Origin of the sequence: Ensifer adhaerens (assembly GCF_002007205.1) — a bacterium.
Classification (GTDB): Bacteria; Pseudomonadota; Alphaproteobacteria; order Rhizobiales; family Rhizobiaceae; genus Ensifer; species Ensifer adhaerens_D.
In genome coordinates this window covers 1,405,704-1,430,209 of record NZ_LAZS01000005.1, presented here as the reverse complement: position 1 = coordinate 1,430,209, position 24,506 = coordinate 1,405,704, and the positions used below count along the sequence as shown (strand labels likewise).

General features: G+C 61.4%; 24 protein-coding genes and 4 tRNA genes. 18 read left to right on the top strand and 10 right to left on the bottom strand.

Annotated features, from left to right (window positions below; genetic code table 11):
* Nucleotides 1–3: 3 nt before the first annotated feature.
* The 3 genes from accB to XB14_RS10715 form a co-directional block, all read right to left on the bottom strand.
* Nucleotides 4–483 (bottom strand): acetyl-CoA carboxylase biotin carboxyl carrier protein, encoded by a 480-nt coding sequence (gene accB, locus XB14_RS10725; RefSeq protein ID WP_043614150.1) that lies wholly within the window; start codon nt 481–483, stop codon nt 4–6.
* A 25-nt stretch (nt 484–508) separates the two neighbouring features.
* A complete protein-coding gene (aroQ, locus tag XB14_RS10720) occupies nt 509–955 on the bottom strand; it encodes a type II 3-dehydroquinate dehydratase (RefSeq protein WP_077961521.1) in 447 nt (148 codons plus the stop codon).
* Nucleotides 956–1,061: 106 nt separating this feature from the next.
* Entirely contained in the window at nt 1,062–1,829 is a 768-nt protein-coding gene (locus XB14_RS10715; RefSeq protein ID WP_077961520.1) for a DsbA family protein, read from the bottom strand.
* A 233-nt stretch (nt 1,830–2,062) separates the two neighbouring features.
* Here XB14_RS10715 and XB14_RS10710 point away from each other — a divergent pair, with 233 nt between their 5' ends.
* A complete protein-coding gene (locus XB14_RS10710) occupies nt 2,063–3,220 on the top strand; it encodes a pyridoxal phosphate-dependent aminotransferase (protein WP_143348322.1) in 1,158 nt (385 codons plus the stop codon).
* A gap of 116 nt (nt 3,221–3,336) precedes the next feature.
* Here the strand turns inward: XB14_RS10710 and XB14_RS10705 are convergent, their stop codons facing one another.
* Nucleotides 3,337–6,138 (bottom strand): Rne/Rng family ribonuclease, encoded by a 2,802-nt coding sequence (locus XB14_RS10705; RefSeq protein WP_077961518.1) that lies wholly within the window; start codon nt 6,136–6,138, stop codon nt 3,337–3,339.
* A 771-nt stretch (nt 6,139–6,909) separates the two neighbouring features.
* On the opposite strand from XB14_RS10705, the gene XB14_RS10695 reads away from it, so the two are divergent.
* From XB14_RS10695 to prfB, 3 genes are all read left to right on the top strand, one after another.
* Complete coding sequence (locus XB14_RS10695; protein ID WP_077961962.1) at nt 6,910–8,130, top strand: N-acetylmuramoyl-L-alanine amidase; 1,221 nt, start codon at nt 6,910–6,912, stop codon at nt 8,128–8,130.
* A gap of 338 nt (nt 8,131–8,468) precedes the next feature.
* Nucleotides 8,469–10,922, top strand: a complete 2,454-nt coding sequence (locus XB14_RS10690) for a penicillin-binding protein 1A (protein ID WP_077961517.1) — start codon at nt 8,469–8,471, stop codon at nt 10,920–10,922.
* A 96-nt stretch (nt 10,923–11,018) separates the two neighbouring features.
* Nucleotides 11,019–12,150, top strand: a protein-coding gene (prfB, locus tag XB14_RS10685) for a peptide chain release factor 2 (RefSeq protein ID WP_143348320.1) whose coding sequence is annotated in 2 segments (ribosomal slippage) — nt 11,019–11,087 and nt 11,089–12,150 — 1,131 coding nt in all. Because the reading frame shifts where the segments join, the coding sequence is not laid out codon by codon here.
* A gap of 67 nt (nt 12,151–12,217) precedes the next feature.
* Here prfB and XB14_RS10680 read toward each other — a convergent pair.
* Nucleotides 12,218–12,706, bottom strand: coding sequence for a hypothetical protein (locus XB14_RS10680; RefSeq protein WP_077961515.1), 489 nt, complete (start codon nt 12,704–12,706; stop codon nt 12,218–12,220).
* Between the two features lie 102 nt (nt 12,707–12,808).
* The gene (locus tag XB14_RS10675; protein ID WP_077961514.1) at nt 12,809–13,582 is read right to left on the bottom strand and encodes an NAD kinase; all 774 of its coding nucleotides are present in this window, start codon (nt 13,580–13,582) and stop codon (nt 12,809–12,811) included.
* Between the two features lie 156 nt (nt 13,583–13,738).
* On the opposite strand from XB14_RS10675, the gene XB14_RS10670 reads away from it, so the two are divergent.
* Nucleotides 13,739–13,814, top strand: a tRNA-Thr gene (locus XB14_RS10670).
* Between the two features lie 126 nt (nt 13,815–13,940).
* Here the strand turns inward: XB14_RS10670 and XB14_RS10665 are convergent.
* Nucleotides 13,941–14,300, bottom strand: a complete 360-nt coding sequence (locus tag XB14_RS10665; RefSeq protein ID WP_077961513.1) for a hypothetical protein — start codon at nt 14,298–14,300, stop codon at nt 13,941–13,943.
* Here XB14_RS10665 and XB14_RS10660 point away from each other — a divergent pair.
* A complete protein-coding gene (locus tag XB14_RS10660) occupies nt 14,293–14,772 on the top strand; it encodes a hypothetical protein (RefSeq protein WP_210190010.1) in 480 nt (159 codons plus the stop codon). The genes XB14_RS10665 and XB14_RS10660 overlap by 8 nt on opposite strands.
* Nucleotides 14,773–15,040: 268 nt before the next feature.
* Here the strand turns inward: XB14_RS10660 and XB14_RS10655 are convergent, their stop codons facing one another.
* The gene (locus XB14_RS10655) at nt 15,041–15,982 is read right to left on the bottom strand and encodes a LysR family transcriptional regulator (RefSeq protein WP_077961512.1); all 942 of its coding nucleotides are present in this window, start codon (nt 15,980–15,982) and stop codon (nt 15,041–15,043) included.
* Between the two features lie 136 nt (nt 15,983–16,118).
* Between XB14_RS10655 and XB14_RS10650 the strand changes: the two genes are divergently transcribed.
* Together XB14_RS10650 and XB14_RS10645 are read left to right on the top strand one after the other, a co-directional pair.
* Nucleotides 16,119–16,739, top strand: a complete 621-nt coding sequence (locus XB14_RS10650) for an FMN-dependent NADH-azoreductase (protein ID WP_077961511.1) — start codon at nt 16,119–16,121, stop codon at nt 16,737–16,739.
* Between the two features lie 132 nt (nt 16,740–16,871).
* Nucleotides 16,872–17,135, top strand: a complete 264-nt coding sequence (locus XB14_RS10645) for a hypothetical protein (RefSeq protein WP_419178571.1) — start codon at nt 16,872–16,874, stop codon at nt 17,133–17,135.
* A gap of 51 nt (nt 17,136–17,186) precedes the next feature.
* Here the strand turns inward: XB14_RS10645 and XB14_RS10640 are convergent, their stop codons facing one another.
* Complete coding sequence (locus XB14_RS10640) at nt 17,187–18,062, bottom strand: TrmH family RNA methyltransferase (RefSeq protein ID WP_077961510.1); 876 nt, start codon at nt 18,060–18,062, stop codon at nt 17,187–17,189.
* Between the two features lie 217 nt (nt 18,063–18,279).
* Between XB14_RS10640 and XB14_RS10635 the strand changes: the two genes are divergently transcribed.
* The 3 genes from XB14_RS10635 (at nt 18,280) to tuf (ending at nt 19,914) form a co-directional block, all read left to right on the top strand.
* Nucleotides 18,280–18,364: transfer RNA gene (locus XB14_RS10635), tRNA-Tyr, on the top strand.
* 23 nt (nt 18,365–18,387) lie between these two features.
* Nucleotides 18,388–18,461, top strand: a tRNA-Gly gene (locus tag XB14_RS10630).
* Nucleotides 18,462–18,738: 277 nt separating this feature from the next.
* On the top strand, nt 18,739–19,914 hold the full coding sequence (gene tuf / locus XB14_RS10625; protein WP_034795467.1) for an elongation factor Tu: 1,176 nt from the start codon (nt 18,739–18,741) through the stop codon (nt 19,912–19,914).
* A 16-nt stretch (nt 19,915–19,930) separates the two neighbouring features.
* Here tuf and XB14_RS10620 read toward each other — a convergent pair whose 3' ends face one another.
* Nucleotides 19,931–20,467 carry a GrpB family protein gene (locus tag XB14_RS10620; protein WP_077961509.1) on the bottom strand — a complete coding sequence of 179 codons (537 nt, stop codon included), beginning with the start codon at nt 20,465–20,467 and terminating at the stop codon, nt 19,931–19,933.
* Nucleotides 20,468–20,717: 250 nt separating this feature from the next.
* Here XB14_RS10620 and XB14_RS10615 point away from each other — a divergent pair.
* The 7 genes from XB14_RS10615 (at nt 20,718) to rplL (ending at nt 24,367) form a co-directional block, all read left to right on the top strand.
* Nucleotides 20,718–20,793 (top strand) — tRNA-Trp (locus tag XB14_RS10615).
* A gap of 198 nt (nt 20,794–20,991) precedes the next feature.
* Nucleotides 20,992–21,192 (top strand): preprotein translocase subunit SecE, encoded by a 201-nt coding sequence (secE, locus tag XB14_RS10610; RefSeq protein WP_034795473.1) that lies wholly within the window; start codon nt 20,992–20,994, stop codon nt 21,190–21,192.
* A gap of 16 nt (nt 21,193–21,208) precedes the next feature.
* Nucleotides 21,209–21,739, top strand: coding sequence for a transcription termination/antitermination protein NusG (nusG, locus tag XB14_RS10605; protein WP_034795476.1), 531 nt, complete (start codon nt 21,209–21,211; stop codon nt 21,737–21,739).
* Nucleotides 21,740–21,946: 207 nt separating this feature from the next.
* Complete coding sequence (gene rplK, locus XB14_RS10600; RefSeq protein WP_034795479.1) at nt 21,947–22,378, top strand: 50S ribosomal protein L11; 432 nt, start codon at nt 21,947–21,949, stop codon at nt 22,376–22,378.
* Nucleotides 22,379–22,382: 4 nt separating this feature from the next.
* The gene (gene rplA, locus XB14_RS10595; RefSeq protein ID WP_057252169.1) at nt 22,383–23,081 is read left to right on the top strand and encodes a 50S ribosomal protein L1; all 699 of its coding nucleotides are present in this window, start codon (nt 22,383–22,385) and stop codon (nt 23,079–23,081) included.
* A 331-nt stretch (nt 23,082–23,412) separates the two neighbouring features.
* The gene (gene rplJ, locus XB14_RS10590) at nt 23,413–23,931 is read left to right on the top strand and encodes a 50S ribosomal protein L10 (protein WP_034795485.1); all 519 of its coding nucleotides are present in this window, start codon (nt 23,413–23,415) and stop codon (nt 23,929–23,931) included.
* A gap of 58 nt (nt 23,932–23,989) precedes the next feature.
* The gene (gene rplL, locus XB14_RS10585) at nt 23,990–24,367 is read left to right on the top strand and encodes a 50S ribosomal protein L7/L12 (protein ID WP_077961508.1); all 378 of its coding nucleotides are present in this window, start codon (nt 23,990–23,992) and stop codon (nt 24,365–24,367) included.
* Nucleotides 24,368–24,506: the final 139 nt, after the last annotated feature.

Below are 24,506 nucleotides of genomic sequence, written 5' to 3'. Positions count from 1 at the left end.
GCCTTATTCGATTACGATCAGCGGTTCGCCATATTCGACGGGGGCTGCGTCCTGGACGAAGATTTCGGTGACCTTGCCCGAGCGCGGAGCCGGGATCTGGTTCATCGTCTTCATCGCTTCGATGATCAGGATCGTCTGGCCTTCCTTGACGGTAGCGCCGACTTCAACGAAGGGGCGGGCGCCCGGCGCCGGCGACAGATAGGCAGTGCCGACCATCGGCGCGGTCACGGCATTCTTCGATGCACGGGCGCTCTCGGCGGCGGGAGCGGCAACGGCGTTTGCCGGCGCGGCCGCTGCGGCGGGCATCTGGTAAGCCGGCATCTGCGGCATGGCCATCGGCATGGCAACCGGCGTGCCGTTGCGCGAGACACGAATGCGCAGGTCGTCCTGCTCGACTTCGATCTCGGTCAGATCGGTGTCCTTGAGAATGTTGGCGAGGTCGCGGATCAGCGCCTGGTCGATACCTGGTTTCTTGTCAGCCATGGAATATGAGCCTCTTGTGTTCTTTTTATTTCGACGAATTTGTCAGGTTCTTTAGCGCATGCAGCGCAAGAATGTAACTCTGGGCGCCGAAGCCGCAGATGACGCCCTTGACGGCGGGTGCGATCATCGACTTGTGGCGGAACTCCTCACGCGCATGTATGTTCGAGAGGTGCAGTTCGACCACCGGAATGCCGATAGCGCGGATGGCGTCGTGAAGCGCGATCGACGTGTGGCCATAGGCGGCCGGATTGATCGCCACGCCTGCGGCGACGTTGCCGGCCTCGTGCAGCCAATCGACCAGCGTTCCCTCATGGTTCGACTGGCGGAATTCGACGTCGAAGCCGAGCGTCTTGCCTTCCGCCTTGCACATCGCCTCGATGTCGGCCAGCGTCTGGCCGCCATAAATACCCGGCTCGCGCTTGCCCAGCGCATTCAGGTTGGGGCCGTTCAGCACGAAAATGGTCGATGGCATAAGGGATTCCGGTCCGGTCATGGAGGGTTACCTATAGACTGATGGTCCCGCGAGGAAAAGCCCTTTGGGCCCCCGCGGGATTTGTCCACAGTCATGGGAAGGTTCGTCAGCAGGCGGTCTTGCCGCATTCGCGCATATTGGCGACCTTGCCCTCGATCTCTTCGGCGCCGACGGCCCCGAAGACCGCTTCGTTGCCGATGACGTAGGAGGGGGTTCCGGTGATGCCGAGGTCGTTGGCAAGACCATAGGCCTCGCGCACGGCCGCATCATGCGGCTCCTTTTCCATCTTGGCGCGCAGATCCTTTTCGGAGACGCCGAGCTTGGCGGCAACCGCGAGCGCGGTTTCCTCGGTGGCGCGGTCTTCCCCGCCGAGCAGCGCACGGTGGAAGTCGCCGAATTTCTCCGGCGCGACCAGGCGGAAGGCGGCGCTCACCTTGTGGGCGGCAAGCGAATCCGGACCGAGGATCGGCAGTTCCTTCAGCACGAAGCGGACGTTCTTGTCCTTGGCGAGGATGTCGTCCATGTCGGAGAGCGCGCGTTTGCAGTAGCCGCAGTTGTAATCATAAAACTCGACAACGGTGACGTCGCCCTTGGGATTGCCAAGCACCATGTCGAAGTCGGAATTGAAGATCGCCTTCCTGTTCTCGGTGATCGTGCCTTCGGCCGCTTCCTGCTGCTTGGCGCGCTGTTTCGTCGTCAGCGCCTCCTGGACCTCGAGCATGATCTCGGGATTGGCGATCAGGTATTCCTTGATGAAGGCGCCGATCTCTTCCTTCTCTTTCGCGTCGAGCGCGAGTGCGTTCTGCGGCAGGCTGACCCCGGCCACGAGCGCTGCGAGCGTTCCGGCGGCAATCATCTTGGTGCTGAAATTCATTTCTACCTCGTTGTCCTTGCGTATCCCGTGTGTCGTCCATCTCATATCGCCGGGTCAACCGGCACTTCGGAAAGGCAACAGGAATCCTCTGATCCGCAATATGCTGGCAGCATAGGGTGGGTGCCGCGGAAACGAAACGGCAAAATCGGCGGAAATACGGCACTCGCGGACTTGTGAAGGTCATTTTCATCGGGCAAAGGGCTGAGGAACAGCCGCATGTCGAGGATTTTCCATTGGTAGATTTGTCTAAACGCAGTGCCGTCGAGCCTTTCCACGCGATGGACGTGCTGGCCGAAGCCACCCGCCGCCGGGATGCCGGCCATCCCGTCATTTCGATGGCTGTCGGGCAGCCGGCGCATCCGGCACCGAAGGCGGCGCTGGAAGCGGCACGCAGGGCGCTTGAGCATGGCCGGCTCGGCTATACGGACGCGCTCGGCACTCTGTCGCTCCGAACTGCAATCGCCGGGCACTATGAGAAACGCCACGGCATTCGCCTTGATCCGCAGCGGGTTGCGGTCACCACCGGTTCGTCCGCCGGCTTCAACCTTGCTTTTCTGGCACTCTTCGATCCCGGCGATTGTGTTGCCATCGCGCGGCCCGGTTATCCGGCCTACCGCAACATCCTGGCGGCCCTCGGCCTTACGGTCGTCGAGGTCGAGGCCAATGCCGAGACCGGCTTCACGCTGACGCCGGAAAGTCTTTCGCGTGCCGCTGCCAAAATAGGCCGGCCATTGAAGGGCGTGCTTTTGGCGAGCCCGGCAAACCCGACCGGCACCGTGACGGGCAGGGCAGGGCTGAAGGCGCTCGCCGACTATTGCCGGGCGGAAAAGATCGCCTTCATCTCCGACGAAATCTATCACGGGCTGACTTTCGCCGGCGAAGAGGCAAGCGCGCTGGAGGTCACCGACGACGTCGTCGTCATCAACTCCTTCTCGAAATACTACTGCATGACGGGCTGGCGGATCGGCTGGATGGTGCTGCCGGCGGACAAGGTGCGTGGCTTCGAGCGCATCGCCCAGAGCCTTTATATTTCGCCGCCAGAACTGTCGCAGATCGCGGCTGAAGCCGCGCTCGACGCGCATGAGGAACTCGACCGCTACAAGGCGGCCTATGCGGCCAATCGGGAAATGCTCTTGAAGCGCTTGCCGGAAATCGGCTTCTCGATCGCCTCGCCGATGGATGGTGCGTTCTACGCCTATGCGGATGTCACCCGCTTTACCAATGACAGCATGGCCTTTGCCAGGCGGATGCTCGCCGAGATCAATGTCGCGGCAACCCCGGGGTTCGATTTCGATCCGCTGGAAGGGCATCGCACGATGCGCTTTTCCTATGCCGGCGCCGAAGCCGACATGGTCGAGGCCATGGACAGGATCGCGCGCTGGCTCGCGTGACCGTCTGAATAAACGGGCAGGGGTAAAGTCCCTTCTGTCATCCACCCAAAGGAAAAGGCCCGGATCACTCCGGGCCTTTCGTGTTTTTCAGACTTTGGCGCTCGCCGCACGGCTTCTTAGAAGAAGCCGCGGCGCTGCCACCAGCCGCCCTTTTTCGGCTTGGCCGGCTCTTCCTCTTCGGGCTTCGTCGCGCTCGATGTCACCACCGGCTCGGAAGCGATCTTCGAGAGGTCGCGGTTCGCGCGCACCGGCTTGGCTTCGGCCAGATCGGCCGCCGCTTCTTCCACCGCCTCGACGGTGGGGTCGGCAACGGCCGGCTGGTCTTCGATCGCTGCCTGGGCAACTTCGTCGACGCTCACGGCCGGTTCTTCAGCCTTGACGGCCTTCTTGCGGGTGCGCTTCGGCTTGGCCGGCTTTACGTCCGCCAGCTCGGCTTCTTCGGCAACCACAGCCGTTTCCTCGACGGCGACAGCCACTTCGACCTCGGCTGCAGCGGCCGGGGCCTCTACGGCTTCGGCTTCTTCGGCGCCATCGTCGCCGGCTTTCGCGTCGGCATCGGCTTCGAGCTGGCCTTCACCTTCGCCTTCCGGACGGTTGCGGCGACCACCGCGCTTACCGCGGCGGCGGCGCTTGCGCTTCTGATCGCCATCGGCGGTCGTGGCTTCCGCATCGACGCCCTCGTCGTCTCCTTCGTCCTCATCGGAACCGTCTTCGGCATCACCTGCCGATTCGGAGACCTGGAGAGCGCCACCCTCGGCCTGCTGGCCGCCCTTGCCGCGACGGCGGCGACGACGCTTGCGCTTGCGACCGCCCTGGTCGTCCGACTGCGCGGCGGCCTTCGGCTGTTCCGGGCGCTGCTCGCCGACGATTTCTTCTGCTTCTTCCTCGTCGAGATCCTCTTCGATCACGACGTCGTCTTCTTCCTCTTCCGGCTCGAAATGCAGCAACTGCTCGATCTTGACCGGGTTTTCGACCGGCTCCCCGCGATCGATCGCGAAGTGCTGCGCGCCGACATGGGCGTCAGCCTCGATGATGATCGCGACCCCGAAGCGGGCTTCGTAGTCCATGATCGTGCCGCGCTTCTGGTTGAGCAGGTAAAGCGCGATGTCCGGGATCGTGCGCACGGTGATGTCGTGCGTGGTGTTCTTGAGCAGGTGCTCTTCGATGCCACGCAGCACGTGCAGGGCGACGGAGGACTGCGAGCGAACATGACCCGTGCCATTGCAGTGCGGGCAGGTCTGCATCGTCGATTCGAGCACCGAGGCGCGAATGCGCTGGCGCGACATTTCGAGCAGGCCGAAATGCGAGATGCGGCCGACCTGGATGCGGGCGCGATCGTTCTTCAGGCAGTCCTTCAGCTTCTTCTCGACGGAGCGGTTGTTCCGCTTTTCTTCCATGTCGATGAAGTCGATGACGACGAGGCCGGCAAGGTCGCGCAGGCGCAGCTGGCGCGCCACTTCTTCCGCGGCTTCGAGGTTGGTCTGCAGCGCCGTGTCTTCGATCGAGTGTTCGCGCGTCGAGCGGCCGGAGTTGACGTCGATCGAAACCAGCGCTTCGGTCTGGTTGATGATGATGTAGCCACCGGACTTCAACGTCACCTGCGGCTGCAGCATGCGGTCGAGCTGCGCTTCGATGCCGGAACGCGAGAAGATCGGATGCACGTCGCGATAGGGCTGAACCACCTTGGCGTGGCTCGGCATCAGCATCTTCATGAAGCCCTTGGCTTCCTTGTAGCCTTCCTCACCGGAAACGATGATCTCGTTGATGTCCTTGTTGTAGAGATCGCGGATCGAGCGCTTGATCAGGCTGCCTTCCTCGTAGACGAGGCAGGGCGCGGTGGAGTTCAGCGTCAGCGTGCGGACGTTTTCCCACAGGCGCATCAGATATTCGAAGTCGCGCTTGATCTCGACCTTGGTGCGGTTCGCGCCGGCGGTGCGCAGGATGACGCCCATGCCCTGCGGCACTTCCAGCCCGCGTGCGATTTCCTTCAGGCGCTTGCGGTCCTGCAGGTTGGTGATCTTGCGGGAGATGCCGCCACCACGCGCCGTGTTCGGCATCAGAACCGAGTAACGTCCGGCGAGCGACAGATAGGTCGTCAGCGCCGCACCCTTGTTGCCGCGCTCTTCCTTGGCGACCTGCACGAGCAGGATCTGGCGGCGCTTGATGACTTCCTGGATGCGGTACTGCTTGCGCGGCTTGCGAACCTGGCGGTCCGGAACCTCTTCCATGGCATCTTCGGCGCCGACGGATTCGATGATTTCCTTTTCGCCGTCGTGGCTGTCGTCGTCGTCATCGTCGTCGTCATGGCGACGGCGGCTGTCGACATCCTCGGAAATCGCGTCGGTGTCGACCATGGCAGCCATTTCGCCGCCGTTGCTTTCGTCGCCCTCGGGGGAGGCGGCTGCCGCTTCTTCAGCGGCCTTGGCCTTGGTCTTGCGGGTACGCTTCGGCTTCGCCTTCGGCTTTTCGGCCGGCACTTCCTCTTCGACTGCCGGTTCGGCGACGGCGGCCTCTGCCGGCTGCGCCTCGGCTTCGGTCTCCGCTGCGACCTCGAGGTCGACGGGAACGGAAAGCTCGCTTGCCCGAGCGGGCGCGGTCTCGACATGCTCGATGTCGTCATCGCGCCGCGCTTCTTCGGCTTCCGCCTTCAAGAGCGCCTGGCGGTCGGCGAGCGGGATCTGGTAGTAGTCGGGGTGGATTTCGGCGAAAGCCAGGAATCCGTGGCGGTTGCCGCCGTAGTCGACGAAGGCGGCCTGGAGCGAGGGCTCCACCCGGGTGACCTTCGCCAAATAGATATTGCCGCGGATCTGCTTCTTATGTTCCGACTCGAAGTCGAACTCTTCTATGCGGTTCCCGCGAACGACAACGACGCGCGTCTCTTCTGAATGAGACGCATCGATAAGCATTTTCTCTGCCATCTAAGCTGTGCTCCTCGGCGCGCCAGCGGAACGGGAGGCAGACCTGCTTCCTTGGGAAGACTGCCAAACACGTCGGAAGGTGCGCCGGATATGAAAGTTCCTGTTTGGCGCAGGCGATGGTGCAGCAGCCAGACGACAGCCGGAACATGTGTGTCCCGGGGCCGCGCTACTTCTGACCGATACTGCTGAGTCAACATCAATGACCAAACAAGAATGCCAATGTCCAAGGTCTCATGAAGACCCGATGAATGCGCCCGCTTGCGGGCGTCGGTGAAAAATCACCATCAAGAACTCCGGCCACCGCCGGAAATTTGCGATCCAGTGTACGGGGAGGAAATGCAGCGACGGCGGATGAACACTTGCGACCGCGGAATTGCGATAAGTTAACCGGTCAATCCGGTTCGACCGCACCCTGGCGCCAAGCTTTGGAGAAGCTCCGGCTGCCCGGTCGACTGTTCTATCCCGTCAACACTTTCTCCTTGTGACGCTTTTATGTTTTCTATGTCACATTGGCAAGGGAAAAGCCCGTGCCGCCACAATAATGATCGATTCGCTTGTCCACGTGGAGTAGGTCGATAAACGGTAAATCGATTGTCCCGGCGGGCCCGGGAAGATGATCATTGTCAAGCATTGGTTAACCATAAGGGTTCATTGATCAACCTGTGCGTCCAGCAGCCGTGCGTCGACTGCTGTTTGGTTTTCTGAGAAAGTGGTGGAGAGCCCGAGGTGAGGCCTTTGGCGGTTTGTATGCGTGGTTCGCTGTTGTCGTTGATGTCGCGCACGGGCAGGCTTCTGCTCGGAGCATCGCTGCTTGCCGGCGGTCTTCTTTTGAACGTGCCGGCGGCTGTTGCCGCCGAGCCGGGTCCTTTGCTCGCCTTTGCTGCGCGGATCGCCGGTGACGATGCACGCACGCGCGTCGTCGTCGAGTTCGATCGCAAACCGGAATTCTCCCTGCACTACGTAGCCGATCCTGTTCGCGTTGTGGTCGACCTGCCGGAAACGGCCTTTGGCCTCAAGGCGGACAGCCTTGAACCGCGCGGCCTCTTCGATGCCATCCGTTACGGCGGCATGGGGGCAGGCAGCTCCCGCATCGTTCTTTCGGCGAAAGGCCCCGTAGCGGTAACCCATGCGGAAGTGATCGCCGAAGAGGGGGGGAAGGGCTACCGGCTCGTGCTTGATGCCGAGCGCGTCGACCAGGCGCGCTTCGATGCGCTTCTCGGCGAACAGCAGTGGACCGGATCGGTTGCCGCCGCCAAGACCGACAGGCCCGTTGCCGTCGCCCCCACCAGGGACGGCGGGCCTTTCATCATCGCGATCGATGCAGGCCATGGCGGCATCGATACCGGCGCGCTCGCGAGCGAAACGAAGACGGAGGAAAAGCACGTCACGCTCGCTTTCGCGAACGATCTTGTAGAGGCCTTGAACAAGGGTGCCGGGATCGAGGCTTTTCTCACCCGCGACAAGGACGTCTTCCTCTCGCTTCCCCAGCGTGTGCAGATCGCCCGCAACAGGGGCGCCAATCTCTTCATCTCGCTGCATGCGGACGCGCTCCGCCAGAAGGATATCCGCGGCGCTACGGTCTACACGATCTCCGACAAGGCGTCCGACCATCTGGCCGCAAGCCTTGCCGCCCGCGAAAACCTGTCGGACGAAATCGCCGGCGTGCCGCTGCAGAGCGAGCCGGCGGAAGTGGCCGACATCCTGATCGATCTGACGCGCCGCGAAACACAGGCGTTCTCGGTCAACATGGCGCGTGCTGTCGTTTCGTCCTTCGAGGGGCAGATCAACCTCATCAACAATCCGCATCGTTTCGCAGGCTTCCGGGTACTGCAGGCGCCGGACGTGCCGTCGATCCTGCTCGAACTGGGCTTCCTGTCGAACAAGGAGGACGAGAAGCTGCTGCTCGATCCGGAATGGCGCAAGAAGGTTTCCGAGCGTCTTGCCGTTGCCGTTCAGCGCTACCGCGAGCAGGCGGTCGCCAGCGGCGGATGACGCTTGAAGGCAGGCGCGGCGACGAAGTGATTTGTGTCGCCCCGGTAACAGCGCTATGCTTTTCAACGGGATGCGCACGCGAATATCGGAAAAAGCCCTATTTTACGCACAATCCGGGACGTAACCGGAATTGCGCCCGGATTTGTTGAGAAACGAGTTGAAGCCCGGAGTTCCCCGCCATATGAGGAGCCGGGCTGGCGGGGCGCTGCGATGCCAGACGATTTCTAGCGAAAGAGTTTGGCCGGGCCGCCGTCATGCAAGCCGGCAGGACAGAATTTTGAACTGTCAGTCGGGCGGTTCGGTAATTGGACGATAATTAAGGTACCGGTATCTGACTGATGATCAGGCTGATTGGATATTTCTTCGGGATTGGCGCGTTTCTGCTGCTTGGTGTGGCCGGGGCCGTGGCGCTCTATCTTGGTGTCGTCACCAAGGACCTGCCGGACTACGAGGTGCTGGCGAAGTATTCGCCGCCGGTGACCACGCGCTTCCATGCCGGCAACGGCGCGCTGATGGCTGAATATGCCCGCGAGCGGCGCCTCTATCTGCCGATCCAGGCCATCCCGGATCGCGTCAAGGCGGCCTTCATTTCTGCGGAAGACAAGAATTTCTACCAGCATCCGGGCGTCGACATTACCGGCCTGGCGCGCGCCATCGCGGTGAACCTGCAGAACTTCGGCTCCGGCCGCCGCCCGGTCGGCGCATCGACGATCACGCAGCAGGTGGCGAAGAACTTCCTGCTCTCGTCCGACCAGACGATCGACCGCAAGGTCAAGGAAGCGATCCTCTCCTTCCGCATTGAGCAGGCCTACAGCAAGGACCGGATTCTCGAACTCTACCTCAACGAGATCTTCTTCGGCCTGAATTCCTATGGCATCGCCGGCGCGGCGCTCACCTATTTCGACAAGTCGGTCACCGAGCTGACCATTGCCGAGACCGCCTATCTCGCAGCCCTTCCGAAGGGCCCGGCCAACTACCATCCGTTCCGCAAGACCGAAGCGGCGCTCGAGCGCCGCAATTGGGTGATCGACCGCATGGTCGAAAACGGCTACGTCACCAAGGCCGACGGCGAGGAAGCCAAGAAGCAGACGCTCGGCGTCAACCCGCGTCGCGGCGGGGCGCATCTCTTCGCCTCCGACTTCTTCGCCGAGGAAGTCCGCCGGCAGATCATCCAGAAATACGGCGACAACGCGCTCTATGAAGGCGGCCTGTCGGTGCGCACCTCGCTCGATCCGCGGCTGCAGATCGCCGCGCGCAAGGCGCTGCAGGCGGGTCTCCTGAGCTACGACGAGCGTCGCGGCTTCCACGGCCCGGTCAAGTCGATCGAGATCGGTGGGGACTGGGGCGAGCCACTGGGGGCGGTCGTTGCCTTCAGCGACGTGCCGGAGTGGAAGCTTGCCGTGGTTCTTTCCGTCGATGGGCAGGGCGCGGAGATCGGCATCCAGCCGGAGAAGGAAGCCTCTGGCAAGATCGTCGCCGAGCGCGTCACCGGGCACATCTCCGCCAAGAACATGCAATGGGCCTACCGTTCGGCGACGGGCGATCGCAAGTCGGTGAAGTCCCCCGAAGGTGTCTTCGGTGCCGGCGACGTCATCTATGTCGAGCCCCTGCCGGAAAAGGGCGAGTATCGCCTGCGACAGCCCCCGAAAGTTCAGGGTGGCCTCGTCGCCATGGACCCGCAGACCGGCCGCGTGCTGGCGATGGTCGGCGGCTTCTCCTATGGGCAGTCGGAATTCAACCGCGCGACGCAGGCGATGCGCCAGCCCGGTTCGTCCTTCAAGCCCTTCGTCTACGCAGCCGCCCTCGACAACGGTTATACGCCGGCATCGGTCATTCTCGACGCGCCGATCGAAATCGTCGCGGGCGGCCAGGTCTGGCGTCCGGAAAACTACGGCGGCGGCTCGGCCGGCCCGTCGACACTGCGCCTCGGCATCGAGAAGTCGCGCAACCTGATGACCGTCCGCCTTGCCAACGACATGGGCATGAACCTCGTTGCCGAATATGCCGAGCGCTTCGGCATCTACGACAAGATGCCGCCGCTCTTGGCGATGTCGCTGGGTTCGGGCGAAACGACCGTCCTGCGCATGGTCTCGGCCTATTCGGTGCTCGCCAACGGCGGCAAGCAGATCAAGCCGTCGCTGATCGACCGCATCCAGGACCGCTACGGCAAGACGATCTTCCGTCACGAGGACCGCACCTGCGACAACTGCAACGCCGGAGATTGGCAAAGCCAGGAAGAGCCGGTTCTGACCGACAATCGCGAGCAGGTGCTCGATCCGATGACCTCCTTCCAGATCACCTCGATGATGGAGGGCGTGGTGCTGCGCGGCACGGCTGCCGGCAAGATCAAGCTCGATCGCCCGGTCGCCGGCAAGACCGGCACCACCAACGATGAAAAGGACGCGTGGTTCGTCGGTTACACGCCGGACATGGTCGCCGGCCTCTACCTCGGCTTCGACAATCCGGCCCCGCTCGGCCGCGGTGCGACGGGCGGCAGCCTTGCGGTGCCGATCTTCAACGACTTCATGACGGAAGCAGTCAAGGGCACGCGCCCGAGCAAGTTCGTCGTGCCCGAAGGCATGAGCATGGTCGCCGTCAACCGCAAGACCGGCATGGCCGCCCAGGAAGGCGAGCCGGACACGATCATCGAAGCCTTCAAACCCGGCACGGGGCCGGCCGACACCTTCTCGGTCATCGGCGGTCTCGACCAGTACGTGCCGCCGGAAGAGATCCTGAAGAACTCGCCGCAGGCAAACCAGGCGGTGAGTTCCGGTTCCAACGGCCTGTTCTAAGCCTTTCCCTTCTCCCGATGCCCGCCGCCTTTACATCAGCGGCGGGCATCGCTATTTGACGCTCACCTTCATATCGGGTTCACAAGAAGCAGGATCATGCGCAGCGAAATCGAGAACATTGTCGACGAAATCAAGCAGGCCATAAGCCTGCTGAGGAGGCATCTTTGACTGGGATCAGGCGGTAAGACGACTGGACTGGTTAAACAACAAGGCGGAAGACCCGACGCTCTGGAACGATGCTGCGGAAGCGCAGAAGCTGATGCGCGAGCGCCAGCAGCTCGACGACGGCATCAACGGCCTGCGTCGTTTCGAGCAGCAGCTCAACGACAACATCGAACTCATCGAACTCGGTGAGGAAGAGGGCGACGCCGCCATCGTTGCCGACGCCGAACAGGCGTTGCGCGAGCTGCGCAACGAAGCGGCCAAGAAGCAGGTCGAGGCGATGCTCTCGGGTGAGGCCGACCAGAACGACACCTATCTCGAAGTGCATTCCGGTGCCGGTGGCACCGAGAGCCAGGACTGGGCCAACATGCTTCTGCGCATGTACACCCGCTGGTCCGAGCGCCAGGGATACAAGGTCGAACTGATGGAAATTCAGGACGGCGAAGAGGCGGGTATCAAATCCGCGACGCTGCTCGTCAAGGGGCACAATGCCTATGGCTGGCTGAAGACCGAATCGGGCGTGCACCGCCTCGTTCGCATTTCGCCCTATGACAGCAACGCGCGCCGTCACACCTCGTTCTCCTCGATCTGGGTCTACCCGGTCGTCGACGATTCGATCCAGATCGACATCAACGAGAGCGATTGCCGCATCGACACCTACCGCTCTTCGGGCGCTGGCGGTCAGCACGTCAACACCACCGACTCGGCCGTGCGCATCACGCACATCCCGTCGGGCATCGTCGTGCAGTGCCAGCAGGAGCGCTCGCAGCACAAGAACCGGGCGAAGGCCTGGGACATGCTGCGCGCCCGCCTCTACGAAGCGGAACTGAAGAAGCGGGAAGATGCCGCAAATGCCGAAGCCGCGTCGAAGACCGACATCGGCTGGGGCCACCAGATCCGCTCCTACGTTCTGCAGCCCTATCAGCTCGTCAAGGATATGCGTACCGGCGTCGAAAGCACCGCACCGGGCGACGTTCTCGACGGCGAACTCAACGAGTTCATGGAAGCGGCACTTGCGCACCGTGTCAGCGGTGGCGCGGATGCCGTCGTGGATGATCTGAACTAAGCAGGCAGCCGTCTGCAGAACTGAAACTGAAGAGGGCCGGGCGTTCGCATCCGGCCCTTTCTTTTGATCAGTTGGAGGCGCGCTCGATCTTGATGTCGCCGAGATCGTCGATGAGCACGGTCCAGCTTTCAGGCTCGCGCGCGGCCGGGTCGGTCTTCAGATAGACGGTCGCAAACATGCCGGGCTGTGCGGTGACGCCGGTCGAGGTCTCGGGGCGGATATCGGTGACGTAGGCCCTGAGCGCGGAGAACTCTTCGAGTTCCGCCGACGAAATCACCACGGGCCCGGCCGAGGTCGCTTCTACCTGCTGCAGATGGACCTGGGCGGTTCCGTCAGCCTGGCGAAGCGAGATCAGCTTGTAGTAACCGCGCCGGGCGTCGCTCGGCTTTTCGGCGGCGGCGTTCGGGTCGAGCGATGAAAGCGGTTCGCCACTTTCCTCCCAGAAGCCGGTGCTCGTCACGAAGGTTGCCTCAGGCGGCACGATGTTGGCGTCCTCGGCCTTGGCACCGACACTGCTGACAAACAGAAGCAAGGCGAGGAGGGCAGGTCTGTGCATCTGGGCGTGGTCCTTAAGGCGAAGGCTCGATCGCCGTTGGCTGCGGGCCGGGGAAAACCTGGCCGGAAGGATGATAACATAGGTCGCGCGGAGTGCGTGCGCTCAGTTCGAAAATTGCTCGGCCAGGATGCGGTCGGACCAGGAGTGATCGGGATCCGAGAGAATGCGCGCTGTCATGTTTTCCGATTCGGCGATCTTCACCTTGACCACGGATTTGACCTCCTGATGGTCCGCCACCGCGTTGACCGGCCGCTTGTCAGCCTCGAGGATTTCGATTTCGACGGTCACATGGTTCGGTAAAAGCGCGCCGCGCCAGCGGCGAGGACGGAAGGCACTGACGGGCGTCATGGCGAGAAGCGGGGCCTCGAGCGGCAGGATCGGCCCGTGAGCCGAAAGGTTATAGGCTGTGGATCCGGCGGGGGTGGCGACCAGCAGGCCGTCGCAGGTCAACTCCTCAAGTCTTGTCTTCCCGTCGATCAGCACACGCAGCTTCGCCGCCTGGTAGGACTGGCGGAAGAGGTAGACCTCGTTGATGGCAAGCGCCGTGAAGCTCTCGCCATAGACGTCGGTCGTCTGCATCTCCAGCGGATGGAACGCGTTCTCGACCGCCTGGCAGATGCGGTCCGTCAGGTTCTCGGTGCTGTAGCGGTTCATCAGGAACCCGACCGAGCCGCGGTTCATGCCGTAGACCAGCTTGCCGCTGTTCATGGTCTGGTGCAGCGTCTGCAGCATGAATCCGTCGCCGCCGAGCGCGACGATCACGTCGGCCTTTGCCGGGTCGTGATCGCCATAGATCGCCTTGAGATCAGCCGCAGCCTTTTGTGCCTCCTCTGCGGACGAGGCGAGGAAGGCTAAGGAAGTGAACGTTCGGGCCATGAACTCTAGTCCGTTCGATGCGTTGCTTGCCGCTTACGGCGATCTCTCTTTGTCGTTTCTGGCATGGCCCGGAACCGAACGCATCTGAAAAATTGGGAGAATTCGCAATTTTGCTTTACACCGCACGAGATTATGGTAACTCCCAGCAAAGCAAGTGCCCTTATAGCTCAGTTGGTAGAGCGGCTGATTTGTAATCAGTAGGTCGGGAGTTCGAGTCTCTCTGGGGGCACCACTTGATTCCTTTCAAATTGATTTTGTTGCGCTTTTTGCGATCTTGCTTGCGTCTGGATTTGAGCTGCGGGATTAAGCTTGCAGGCTTATCCTGTCGCCGATGCGCCCATCGCGGCAAATCGAACAGTCATTCACGCATCGCAAAGATCGTCATTAAAACAGGCGTGCCGACCAAAACGCCGACGATGGAAAACAGCGGCCCATAGATCAGTGCGCTGAGCGGGATCATGGAAGTGCACTCGCCGATGCCGTCCTTCAGGCAGTTGTAGGATCCGCCCTGGAAAATGCCGTAGACGGGCAGAAACAGTCCTGCGACCAGCAGGCTGCCAAAGAATGCCAGGACGGCAGAGATGATCAGGGTTCCAAGAGTTCTCATGTTGCTGGAATATAGACAACTCTGGGTTCCGGCCAACTCCGATTGTCGCGCAATGTCGGCGGGCTCGAACGCGCATTCTGTTTCCGGTATCCGAAGAAAGGTCATGGTCATCAAACGCTTCCTCTCCGCCACAGTTACGAGCGCCTTGAGCATGCGCATGCCGTTGCCACCGATCAGACCCACTGCCGTGTTGCTTTGCGGGCTTGTCGCGCTCGCGGCCGGTTCCGCCGGTTCTCAAGACGTATCCGATTGGGCCGAAGTGAGTTCAGGCGCTACCGATGTCCCCGGTGTCGGGGCGGTCCACTATTCCGTCGGATACAGCAGCGTCGGGTATGATCATTTTCGCTCGGAGATCGTGGTGCAATGGCACGATGGCGCCGATCGGACACAGTCGATCTACGACGGCATTTACGATAGGCCTCCTGCAAAGGTCTGGGGCATTCAAGGCCATCTCTGCGTTTCGATGGAGGCTTGCGCGCGATACGAGGATGCCTGCACGGCGCAGACGATCGCCTATCGCTATGATGCCGCGGCCAAGTTGTTTGGCGAGCTTGCGAACGGCGACGGGCTCTGCCATCGATAGACATGTAGCGCCGCCCCCGGCCAGATCAGGTAGTCGGAGTGCTTCGTTGACCACGGTACTGTGGCTATTGATCTTTTTCTCCTCGGGCCGGCAAAGCTCAGCCGAAACTTAGGCGGATCTTGATCGAACCGGTGATCCGGCTCAGTTTCCGGCCCACCGGAGGTGGAGAGGGCCGTGCTGTACGAGCAAGGGTTCACGATCCGCGATCCCGACTGCAACCTGCTGATGGTCTGCCGCTGCTGATGGGAAAAACCACAGCGCGGCAGCATCAGATCTCGAACGACGGCCCCATGCGCACCGGAACTTCGCGGCATTTCTGCAGGGCGTTGAGCAGGTTTTCGGCGAGATAGTCGATCAGCGCCCGGGTTGCCGGCAGCATGCCCTGGCGGGATGGAAAGACGAGATGGACGACGACGTCGTTCGAGGTCCATTCCGGCAGCACCGGCGCCAGGACGCCGGCGCGGAAGGCGCGCTCGCAGATATGATCGGGCAAAAGCGCAACGCCCATGCCTTCGATCGCGGCGCGTTCGAGAATCAGGAAGTCGCTGCAGCCGATGATCGGACGATGGGAGATTTCCGTCGTGTTGCCGTCGACCGAAACCAGCCGCCAGACGTCGGTCGGATGCTGTTCGTTCATCGACAGCGTCGCCTGCTGGCTGAGATTGTCGATGGTGATCTCGCCCGAGCGGGCAAGGAAGGTCGGGCTGGCGGCAAGCCGCTCGCGCACCTCGCCGAACTTGCGGATGATCAACTGGTTGTCGGTATCGAGCTGGCCGCGGGCGCGCAGCGCCACGTCGACCCGCTCCTCGATCAGGTCGATGCGGCGGTTGGTGGCGGTGATCAGCAGGCGGACGCCGGGGTAGCGGCGGTGAAATGCCGGCAGGATATCGGCGAGCATGGGGGTGAAACCGAGCGGGCAGGCGAGCCGGACCGTGCCCGAGGGTTCGGCCCGCACGGCGGCAATTTCGGCCTCGGCGGCAGCCACGCCGTCAAGCAGCCCCTGGCAATGTTCATAGAACACCCGGCCGATGTCGGTGACGCGCAGCTTGCGGGTGGAGCGTTCCAACAGTCTTACGCCGAGCTGCTCTTCGAGGCGGGCCACATGTTTGCTCAGCTTGGATTTGGGTATATTGAGATCGCGCGCGGCGGCGCTGAAGCCGTTGTTTCGCACGACGGCGGCAAAAAGCCCGAGATCGTTCAGATCCTGCATAGTCCTGTCTCCGAGGTCCGGATGTTTGCCCGATTGTTTCCGTCTGGAAACAGTATGTCAAATATCCGCTGGCTTATCGGGTCATTGTTTTCCCCTCATATGTGGAACACCGCAACGCAAACACAAAGGTGTTCCCATGAACGTTCTTCATATCGACTCCGGTATCCTTGGTGATCACTCGGTTTCCCGCCGCCTGACGGCGGCACTCGCCGCTCAGGTCAAGGCTGACCGCGCGGATGCCACCGTGACCTATCGTGATCTCGCAGGCAGCTCGCTCCCGCATCTGACCGGCGCCCAGATCATGGCTCCTGCCGATCTCGAAGGCGTCGATGCCGCCCTTGCCGCCGACGTCAAGCTTGGCCGCGACATGCTCGAAGAATTCCTGGCGGCCGACACGGTCATCATCGGCGCGCCGATGTACAACTTCGGCATCCCGAGCCAGCTGAAGGCCTGGATCGACCGCATCGCCGTCTCCGGCAAGACGTTCCGCTACACCGAGAACGGTCCGGAAGGCCTTGCCAAGGGCAAGAAGATCATCGTCGCCTCGACCCGTGGCGGCCATTACTCCGCCGGTCCGGCTGCCGTCATGGATCACCAGGAATCCTACCTGAAGACGGTCTTCGGTTTCCTTGGCGTCACCGATGTCGAGTTCGTTCGTGCCGAAGGCCTGAACCTCAGCGCCGACTCCAAGCAGTTCGCAATCGCCGAGGCTGAAAAGACCATCGCGGATGGCAGCGTCCTTCGCCTGGCGAGCTAACACATAAGTTCAGCGGGTCACTGAGGTGACCCGGTGGAGGGGGCTTAAGGCCCTGCGTGCGGACGATGCCGGTTGCAATCGCAGCCGGCATTGTCCGTTTCGGGATTTTACAATCTGCTTTATAATGCGGCGATGGTGGACCGGCGGACAATTCTGTTGGGCATGACCGCTGCGGTGGCTGCGCTGCTCGTTGCCGATGTAGTGCGCGCACACAATTGCACCTGCCGCAACCGCGACGGTTCGAAGTATCAGCTTGGACAGATCGCCTGCCTGAGGGTCGACGGCAACGTCTATATGGCGCGCTGCGAAATGAACCTCAACGTCTCCACCTGGAAGAAGCTGAGTGACGGCTGCCCGACAGCAGCGCGCAGCGGTGCTGCGTTCACCGCGCGCTGAGTGAAATCTCGACAGTGAGTGGGCCGGGATCGTTGCCGAGAGCGGACGCGATCACCGCTTCAGATACTGACGCGCCGCATACATGGCGATCGCCGCCGCGTTCGACACGTTCAGCGACTTGATCGCGCCAGGCATGTCGAGCCGGGCAAGATCGTTCACGATCGTCCGGGTCTTCTGCCTCAGCCCCTTGCCTTCGGAGCCGAGAACGAGCGCGATCTTCTCGCCGCTGAATGTTCCTTCCAGCGGCTGCGGCCCCTCCGAATCAAGGCCGATCGTCTGGAAGCCCAGCCGGTGCAGTTCCTCGATGGCATCGCCAAGGTTGGTGATCTGGATATAGGGGATCATTTCCAGCGCGCCGGAGGCCGACTTGGCGAGCACGCCCGATTCGGTCGGGCTGTGGCGCATGGTGGTGATCAGCGCGCCCGCATCGAAGGCGACGGCGGAGCGCATGACGGCGCCGACATTGTGCGGATCGGTCACCTGGTCGAGCACGAGAATCAGCGGGCAATCGCGCAGCGCCTCGAGCCTGCGATGCGGCAGCGGGCGGGTTTCGAGCATCACACCCTGGTGGATCGCGTCGGGACCGAGAATCCTGTCGAGATCCTGTGGCGTCACCGTTTCGACCGGGAAGGGCAGGGCCTGGAGCTCGCCGAGCTCCAGGCGGACGGCCGCGTTCGGCGTGACGCTGAGGCGGATGACCTCGCGCGCCGGATTGTCCAGCGCCGCGCGCACCGTGTGCAGGCCGTAGAGCAGGACCTGCTCGGGCGCGAGCGGCTGGGGCTTCCAGTCGGCCGGCGCTTTGCGGCGCTTGTCCTGTTTCGGCGTTGGGATTTCGCCACGTTCCCGCTTGGCGTCGCGATGCGCGCGCCTCAGGTTGGCGTAATGGGTGTCCTTGGCGCTCTTGTCGCCGGTGCGATCTTTGCTCATGGGCGTCTTATAGTGAGGTTGCGCGCCCGACGAAACGGTTTTCGGTGCGGCGTGTATTTTTGCGGCTGTGGAGAAATTCAGAATTTTTCCGTCGAGCCGTGTTGACAGGACGAAACGGGGCGGTCATATACCCGGCCACAGATCGAGAGCGGCAACGACAAGTCGCTGGTTGTCTCGCGATCTCAATTGCTTGGTCGAAAGATCCCGACAGAATAATGGAGGGATGCCCGAGTGGTTAAAGGGGACGGACTGTAAATCCGTTGGCTCAGCCTACGTTGGTTCAAATCCAACTCCCTCCACCATTCTGCTTCTGGATCGAAGGCCCGCGGGTATAGCTCAATGGTAGAGCAGCAGCCTTCCAAGCTGAATACGCGGGTTCGATTCCCGCTACCCGCTCCAGCAGCGAACACCCCTCTCTTTCCGAACTGATCCAACGCATCAACGCTTCGCCGTAAACCGTTGTTTTCCTTCGTTGTCTGGTGATTCGTGATTCGTGAATGCTCGCCCTTGCGCCGGCGCTCCTGCGTTCTTACATACCGCCAGGAAAAGGCCGTCGGCGACCGGTCCGGGCGTACGCAATTAAGTCTTGCGCAAATCCCCTGAAACCCTTAAACGGCTCCACAAACCGGCCCTGCCGGCTGATCATTATTCATACTTGACCACAGGAAACGTACCCATGGCAAAGAGCAAATTTGAGCGCAACAAGCCGCACGTTAACATTGGCACGATTGGCCACGTTGACCATGGCAAGACGTCGCTGACCGCAGCGATCACGAAGTACTTCGGCGAGTTCAAGGCGTATGACCAGATCGACGCCGCTCCGGAAGAAAAGGCCCGTGGTATCACCATTTCGACGGCCCACGTTGAGTACGAGACGCCGAACCGTCACTACGCTCACGTCGACTGCCCCGGCCACGCCGACTACGTCAAGAACATGATCACCGGTGCAGCGCAGATGGACGGCGCGATCCTGGTTTGCTCGGCTGCTGACGGCCCGATGCCGCAGACCCGCGAGCACATCCTGCTCGCCCGCCAGGTTGGCGTTCCGGCAATCGTCGTGTTCCTCAACAAGGTCGACCAGGTTGACGACGCCGAGCTTCTCGAGCTCGTCGAGCTGGAAGTTCGCGAACTTCTGTCGTCCTACGAATTCCCGGGCGACGACATTCCGATCATCAAGGGCTCGGCGCTTGCTGCTCTTGAAGATTCGGACAAGAAGATCGGCGAAGACGCGATCCGCGAGCTGATGGCAGCTGTTGACGCCTACATCCCGACGCCGGAGCGTCCGATCGACCAGCCGTTCCTGATGCCGATCGAAGACGTGTTCTCGATCTCGGGCCGTGGTACGGTTGTGACCGGTCGCGTTGAGCGCGGCATCGTCAAGGTCGGCGAAGAAGTTGAAATCGTCGGCATCCGCGACACGTCGAAGACGACGGTTACGGGCGTTGAAATGTTCCGCAAGCTGCTCGACCAGGGCCAGGCCGGCGACAACATCGGCGCGCTGATCCGTGGTGTTAACCGTGACGGCGTCGAGCGTGGCCAGATCCTGTGCAAGCCGGGTTCGGTCAAGCCGCACAAGAAGTTCATGGCTGAAGCCTACATCCTGACGAAGGAAGAAGGCGGCCGTCATACGCCGTTCTTCACCAACTACCGTCCGCAGTTCTACTTCCGCACGACGGACGTGACGGGCATCGTGACGCTGCCGGAAGGCACGGAAATGGTCATGCCGGGCGACAACGTCACCGTTGCCGTCGAGCTGATCGTTCCGATCGCGATGGAAGAAAAGCTGCGCTTCGCGATCCGCGAAGGCGGCCGTACCGTCGGCGCAGGCATCGTTGCCTCGATCGTCGAGTAATCTGCTGATTTAAAAGTCAGTAGGAAGGCCCCGCCGGCGACGGCGGGGCCTTTTTCGTTGTAGCCGCCGCCAGTACTTCATCGATGAAGCTCCGCTTCCCGTTGTTGTAGGTGTCCCAGTCGCCGCCGGCTTGGGCAGCGAGCGCTCTCTTCAAGGCTTCATACCGGCGGGCGAAATCCGGCCTCTCACGCAGCCGGTTCCGGAAGAGCAGGCGGGCCGCATGGGCGGCGTTGCCTTCCCCGCAGAGATAAAGCCGCGTGCCATAGGGCAGCGCTGCCGCGGTAAACGTCCAGAGGCCGCTTGCGTGCGGGTCGCCGTGAAAGGTGTAGTCTGCCTTGCAAAGGCGAGCACGGAGCTCGGGCATCGCCCCTTCATCCGTTATCACCGCGTCGATATCGATCTTCGGTTTCGCTGCCAGTCCGGGGATCGCCGTGCTGCCGATGTGGTGGATCTCGCGGGCGAAGGGAGAGAGCAGGGTGGATATGGCCGCGGCTCGCTCTTCGAAGAGCGATGGCCAACGGGGATCGTATTCGACCAATGTGACGCGCGGCATGCGAATCGGTTCCGGTGGGAGGCCCCGGCAGGATAGCGGATGCTTGCAGTGCAGCGACCATTTCTGAGTGGCGAGGCAATGACTTGTGTCTCTTTCGGGGCGCTCCCGCCGACAGGGCAGGGGATGGATGCAATTGAATGAGGATTTTTTCGGATCTGCGGTGAAAGGTGCTTGTCATCCTCCGGCAAACTGAATATGAAGCCGCTGACTTGAGGCGGCGACACGTTGTTGAACGGGCACGCAGCCGAATAGGGGTATAGCTCAGTTGGTAGAGCGGCGGTCTCCAAAACCGCAGGTCGGGGGTTCGAGCCCCTCTGCCCCTGCCATTCTCTCCAGGCTTGCATAAGCGCTGAGGGTTCGGCAGAGTAAAACTTAAGGACCGGTTATCCGGTCGACGAAATTCACAGAAAAGACTGATTGGCTCTTGTGGTTTTCAGAATCGGTCTTTATGTAGGGTCCAAACAGACACGCGGTGCGTGGGGCTGAATCATCGGCTTTACGCGCCGTAATGGCGTGAGCATTACATGGCATCCAAAACGAATCCGGTAACGTTTCTGCAGCAGGTTCGCTCCGAGACGTCGAAAGTGACCTGGCCCTCTCGGCGCGAGACGATGATCTCGACGCTGATGGTCTTTGTCATGGTCTTTTTTGCCGCTGCCTTCTTCTTTGCTGCGGACCAGTTGATGGGTTGGGCGATCGGCCTCATCCTCAACGTTGGCGCTTGATTGGGTGGAGGCTAGTATGGCTGCGCGCTGGTACATTGTTCACGCCTATTCGAACTTCGAAAAGAAGGTCGCTGAATCGATCGAGGAAAAGGCCAAGCAGAAGGGTCTCGAGCATCTGTTCGAGAAGATTCTCGTGCCGACCGAGAAGGTTGTCGAGGTGCGTCGCGGCCGCAAGGTCGACGCCGAGCGCAAGTTCTTCCCGGGCTACGTTCTGGTTCGCGCCAACCTGACGGATGAGGCTTTCCACCTCATCAAGAATACGCCGAAGGTGACCGGTTTCCTCGGTACCGACAGCAAGCCGGTTCCGATTCCGGACCATGAAGCCGAGCGCATCCTCGGTCAGGTCCAGGATGGCGTCGAGCGTCCGAAGCCCTCGGTCTCGTTCGAGATCGGCGAGCAGGTTCGCGTCTCCGACGGTCCGTTTGCCTCGTTCAACGGCGTCGTTCAGGATGTCGACGAAGAGCGTTCGCGCCTCAAGGTCGAAGTTTCGATCTTCGGCCGCGCGACCCCGGTCGAGCTGGAATACGGTCAGGTCGAGAAGGTCTGATAAGGCCTTAAAAGGATAGGGTGGGTTTAGGCCCATTCTGGCGGAGAAATCCGCATGCGCGTGGGAGGATGCCGGCCTTAGCCGGGTCGGACGTTCCGTACCACGCAACCGCAGCCGCCGGCCTTGGGTCGGCAAAAGTCGAGCAATCGGCGCAATTGATCCCAAGAGCGATCCGTCGCGACGGGATTTCAGAAAAGGCAGAGAGAAATGGCTAAGAAAGTTGCAGGCCAGCTCAAGCTGCAGGTGAAGGCTGGGGCGGCCAATCCGTCCCCGCCGATCGGTCCTGCGCTCGGTCAGCGTGGCATTAACATCATGGAATTCTGCAAGGCGTTCAATGCCGCCACGCAGGAAATGGAAAAGGGTATGCCGATTCCGGTCGTCATCACCTATTACCAGGACAAGTCCTTCACTTTCGTCATGAAGCAGCCGCCGGTCAGCTACTTCCTGAAGAAGGAAGCAAAGATCCAGTCCGGTTCGAAGACCCCCGGCAAGGGCGGTTCGGCCGGCAAGCTCACCAAGGCTCAGATCAAGTCGATCGCCGAAGCCAAGATGAAGGATCTCAATGCTGCCGATATCGAAGGCGCAATGGCCATGATCGAGGGCTCTGCCCGCGCTATGGGCCTGGAAGTGGTAGGCTAAGACCATGGCGAAGATTGCAAAGCGAGTACAGAAGTCCCGCGAGGGCGTTGACCCGACGAAGATCTACGGTCTCACCGAAGCCGTCTCGATGGTCAAGGAACGCGCAACCGCCAAGTTCGACGAAACCATCGAAGTTGCGATGAACCTCGGCGTTGACCCGCGCCACGCAGACCAGATGGTCCGCGGCGTTGTCAACCTGCCGAACGGCACCGGCCGCTCGGTTCGCGTCGCCGTTTTCGCACGTGGCGCCAAGGCTGACGAAGCCAAGGCTGCTGGTGCTGACGTCGTTGGCGCAGAAGAGCTCGTCGAAATCGTCCAGGGCGGCAAGATCGATTTCGATCGTTGCATCGCCACCCCGGACATGATGCCGCTCGTCGGCCGCCTCGGTAAGGTTCTCGGCCCGCGCGGCATGATGCCGAACCCGAAGGTCGGCACGGTTACGATGGATGTTGCTGGTGCCGTCAAGGCATCCAAGGGCGGCGCCGTCGAATTCCGCGTCGAGAAGGCCGGTATCGTTCACGCCGGCATCGGCAAGGCATCGTTCGACGCCAAGGCACTGGAAGAAAACATCCGTGCTTTCGCTGACGCCGTGATCAAGGCGAAGCCGACGGGTGCCAAGGGCAACTACGTCAAGCGCGTCGCGATTTCGTCGACCATGGGCCCGGGTCTCAAGATCGACCCCGCCACGCTCAGCGTCGCCTAATAGTTTCCGGGCTTCGGCCCGGTACTCGAATTCCCGGCCTTTCGGGGCCGGGAATCCGGACGTCACGTCCGGAACTCCTGTCCGAGATTGCGGGTGGTTATACCTTAATCACTTCGGCCTGCATGAGACGGGTAAGATCTGAATTTCAAAATGGCGCCGGAGGCGTCGAAATTCGGTTCGAACCTCGCTTGCCTTGTGTCAGACCCGGCTCTTCCGGGAACGCCAAGGGACAGGATCCTTAAGCGTTATCAGGGATCGAGCTCGATCTCGGGTGACAAAGGCAAACCCGATGGGGCTGCATTATTGCAACCCTGTCTACTGGAGACAGACAGTGGAAAGAGCGGAAAAACGCGAATTCGTCACGGAGCTGAACGAAGTCTTCAAGGCTTCCGGTTCGGTTGTCGTGGCCCACTATGCTGGTGTCACAGTTGCGCAGATGAACGACTTCCGTTCGAAGATGCGCGCTGCTGGCGGCACCGTCAAAGTCGCGAAAAACCGCCTGGCCAAGATCGCTCTTCAGGGCACCGAGTCGGAAGGGATGACCAATCTCTTCAAGGGTCAGACGCTGATCGCATACAGCGAAGACCCGATCACGGCTCCTAAGGTTGTCATGGATTTCGCCAAGACCAACGACAAGCTCGTTGTTCTCGGTGGCGCCATGGGCACGACCACGCTCAACGCCGAAGCAGTCAAGTCGCTCGCGACCCTGCCTTCGCTCGACGAGCTGCGCGCAAAGCTGCTGGGCCTTCTCAATGCCCCGGCAACCCGCGTCGCAACGGTTGTACAGGCACCGGCAAGCCAGCTTGCTCGCGTGTTCTCGGCCTATGCCAAGAAGGACGAAGCCGCCTAAGGCGGATTTTCGCTGTTGTATTTAAAACCAGTTCGAACCGAACAAAAGGAAAAGTAAAATGGCTGATCTCGCAAAGATCGTTGAAGACCTCTCCTCGCTGACCGTCCTGGAAGCTGCTGAGCTTTCCAAGCTGCTCGAAGAGAAGTGGGGCGTTTCGGCTGCTGCTCCGGTAGCTGTTGCTGCTGCTGGCGGCGGCGCTGCTCCGGCTGCTGCTGAAGAAGAAAAGACCGAATTTGACGTTATCCTCGTTGACGCTGGCGCCAACAAGATCAACGTCATCAAGGAAGTCCGCGCTATCACCGGTCTCGGCCTCAAGGAAGCCAAGGACCTGGTCGAAGGCGCTCCGAAGCCGGTCAAGGAAGCCGTTTCCAAGGCTGAAGCTGCTGACCTCAAGAAGAAGCTCGAAGAAGCTGGCGCCAAGGTTGACGTCAAGTAATTCGGCTACATGCAAGGGGAGGTGGCCTTTTCAGGCCGCCTCTCTTTGACCGTTTTTAGAACATATTACCCAAAAGCCTGTCGAAAAACGGCTTTTGGGTAATGGGTTCTTCAAGAGGATGGTCTCGAACGGAAGGCAG

Excerpts from the sequence above, each read along its gene's own strand:
- accB (WP_043614150.1), bottom strand. The coding sequence starts at position 483 with ATGGCTGACAAGAAACCAGGTATCGACCAGGCGCTGATCCGCGACCTC.
- aroQ (WP_077961521.1), bottom strand. The coding sequence starts at position 955 with ATGCCATCGACCATTTTCGTGCTGAACGGCCCCAACCTGAATGCGCTG.
- XB14_RS10715 (WP_077961520.1), bottom strand. The coding sequence starts at position 1,829 with ATGAATTTCAGCACCAAGATGATTGCCGCCGGAACGCTCGCAGCGCTC.
- XB14_RS10705 (WP_077961518.1), bottom strand. The coding sequence starts at position 6,138 with ATGGCAGAGAAAATGCTTATCGATGCGTCTCATTCAGAAGAGACGCGC.
- XB14_RS10695 (WP_077961962.1), top strand. The coding sequence starts at position 6,910 with ATGTCGCGCACGGGCAGGCTTCTGCTCGGAGCATCGCTGCTTGCCGGC.
- XB14_RS10690 (WP_077961517.1), top strand. The coding sequence starts at position 8,469 with ATGATCAGGCTGATTGGATATTTCTTCGGGATTGGCGCGTTTCTGCTG.
- XB14_RS10680 (WP_077961515.1), bottom strand. The coding sequence starts at position 12,706 with ATGCACAGACCTGCCCTCCTCGCCTTGCTTCTGTTTGTCAGCAGTGTC.
- XB14_RS10675 (WP_077961514.1), bottom strand. The coding sequence starts at position 13,582 with ATGGCCCGAACGTTCACTTCCTTAGCCTTCCTCGCCTCGTCCGCAGAG.
- XB14_RS10660 (WP_210190010.1), top strand. The coding sequence starts at position 14,293 with ATGGTCATCAAACGCTTCCTCTCCGCCACAGTTACGAGCGCCTTGAGC.
- XB14_RS10665 (WP_077961513.1), bottom strand. The coding sequence starts at position 14,300 with ATGACCATGACCTTTCTTCGGATACCGGAAACAGAATGCGCGTTCGAG.
- XB14_RS10655 (WP_077961512.1), bottom strand. The coding sequence starts at position 15,982 with ATGCAGGATCTGAACGATCTCGGGCTTTTTGCCGCCGTCGTGCGAAAC.
- XB14_RS10650 (WP_077961511.1), top strand. The coding sequence starts at position 16,119 with ATGAACGTTCTTCATATCGACTCCGGTATCCTTGGTGATCACTCGGTT.
- XB14_RS10645 (WP_419178571.1), top strand. The coding sequence starts at position 16,872 with ATGGTGGACCGGCGGACAATTCTGTTGGGCATGACCGCTGCGGTGGCT.
- XB14_RS10640 (WP_077961510.1), bottom strand. The coding sequence starts at position 18,062 with ATGAGCAAAGATCGCACCGGCGACAAGAGCGCCAAGGACACCCATTAC.
- tuf (WP_034795467.1), top strand. The coding sequence starts at position 18,739 with ATGGCAAAGAGCAAATTTGAGCGCAACAAGCCGCACGTTAACATTGGC.
- XB14_RS10620 (WP_077961509.1), bottom strand. The coding sequence starts at position 20,467 with ATGCCGCGCGTCACATTGGTCGAATACGATCCCCGTTGGCCATCGCTC.
- secE (WP_034795473.1), top strand. The coding sequence starts at position 20,992 with ATGGCATCCAAAACGAATCCGGTAACGTTTCTGCAGCAGGTTCGCTCC.
- nusG (WP_034795476.1), top strand. The coding sequence starts at position 21,209 with ATGGCTGCGCGCTGGTACATTGTTCACGCCTATTCGAACTTCGAAAAG.
- rplK (WP_034795479.1), top strand. The coding sequence starts at position 21,947 with ATGGCTAAGAAAGTTGCAGGCCAGCTCAAGCTGCAGGTGAAGGCTGGG.
- rplA (WP_057252169.1), top strand. The coding sequence starts at position 22,383 with ATGGCGAAGATTGCAAAGCGAGTACAGAAGTCCCGCGAGGGCGTTGAC.
- rplL (WP_077961508.1), top strand. The coding sequence starts at position 23,990 with ATGGCTGATCTCGCAAAGATCGTTGAAGACCTCTCCTCGCTGACCGTC.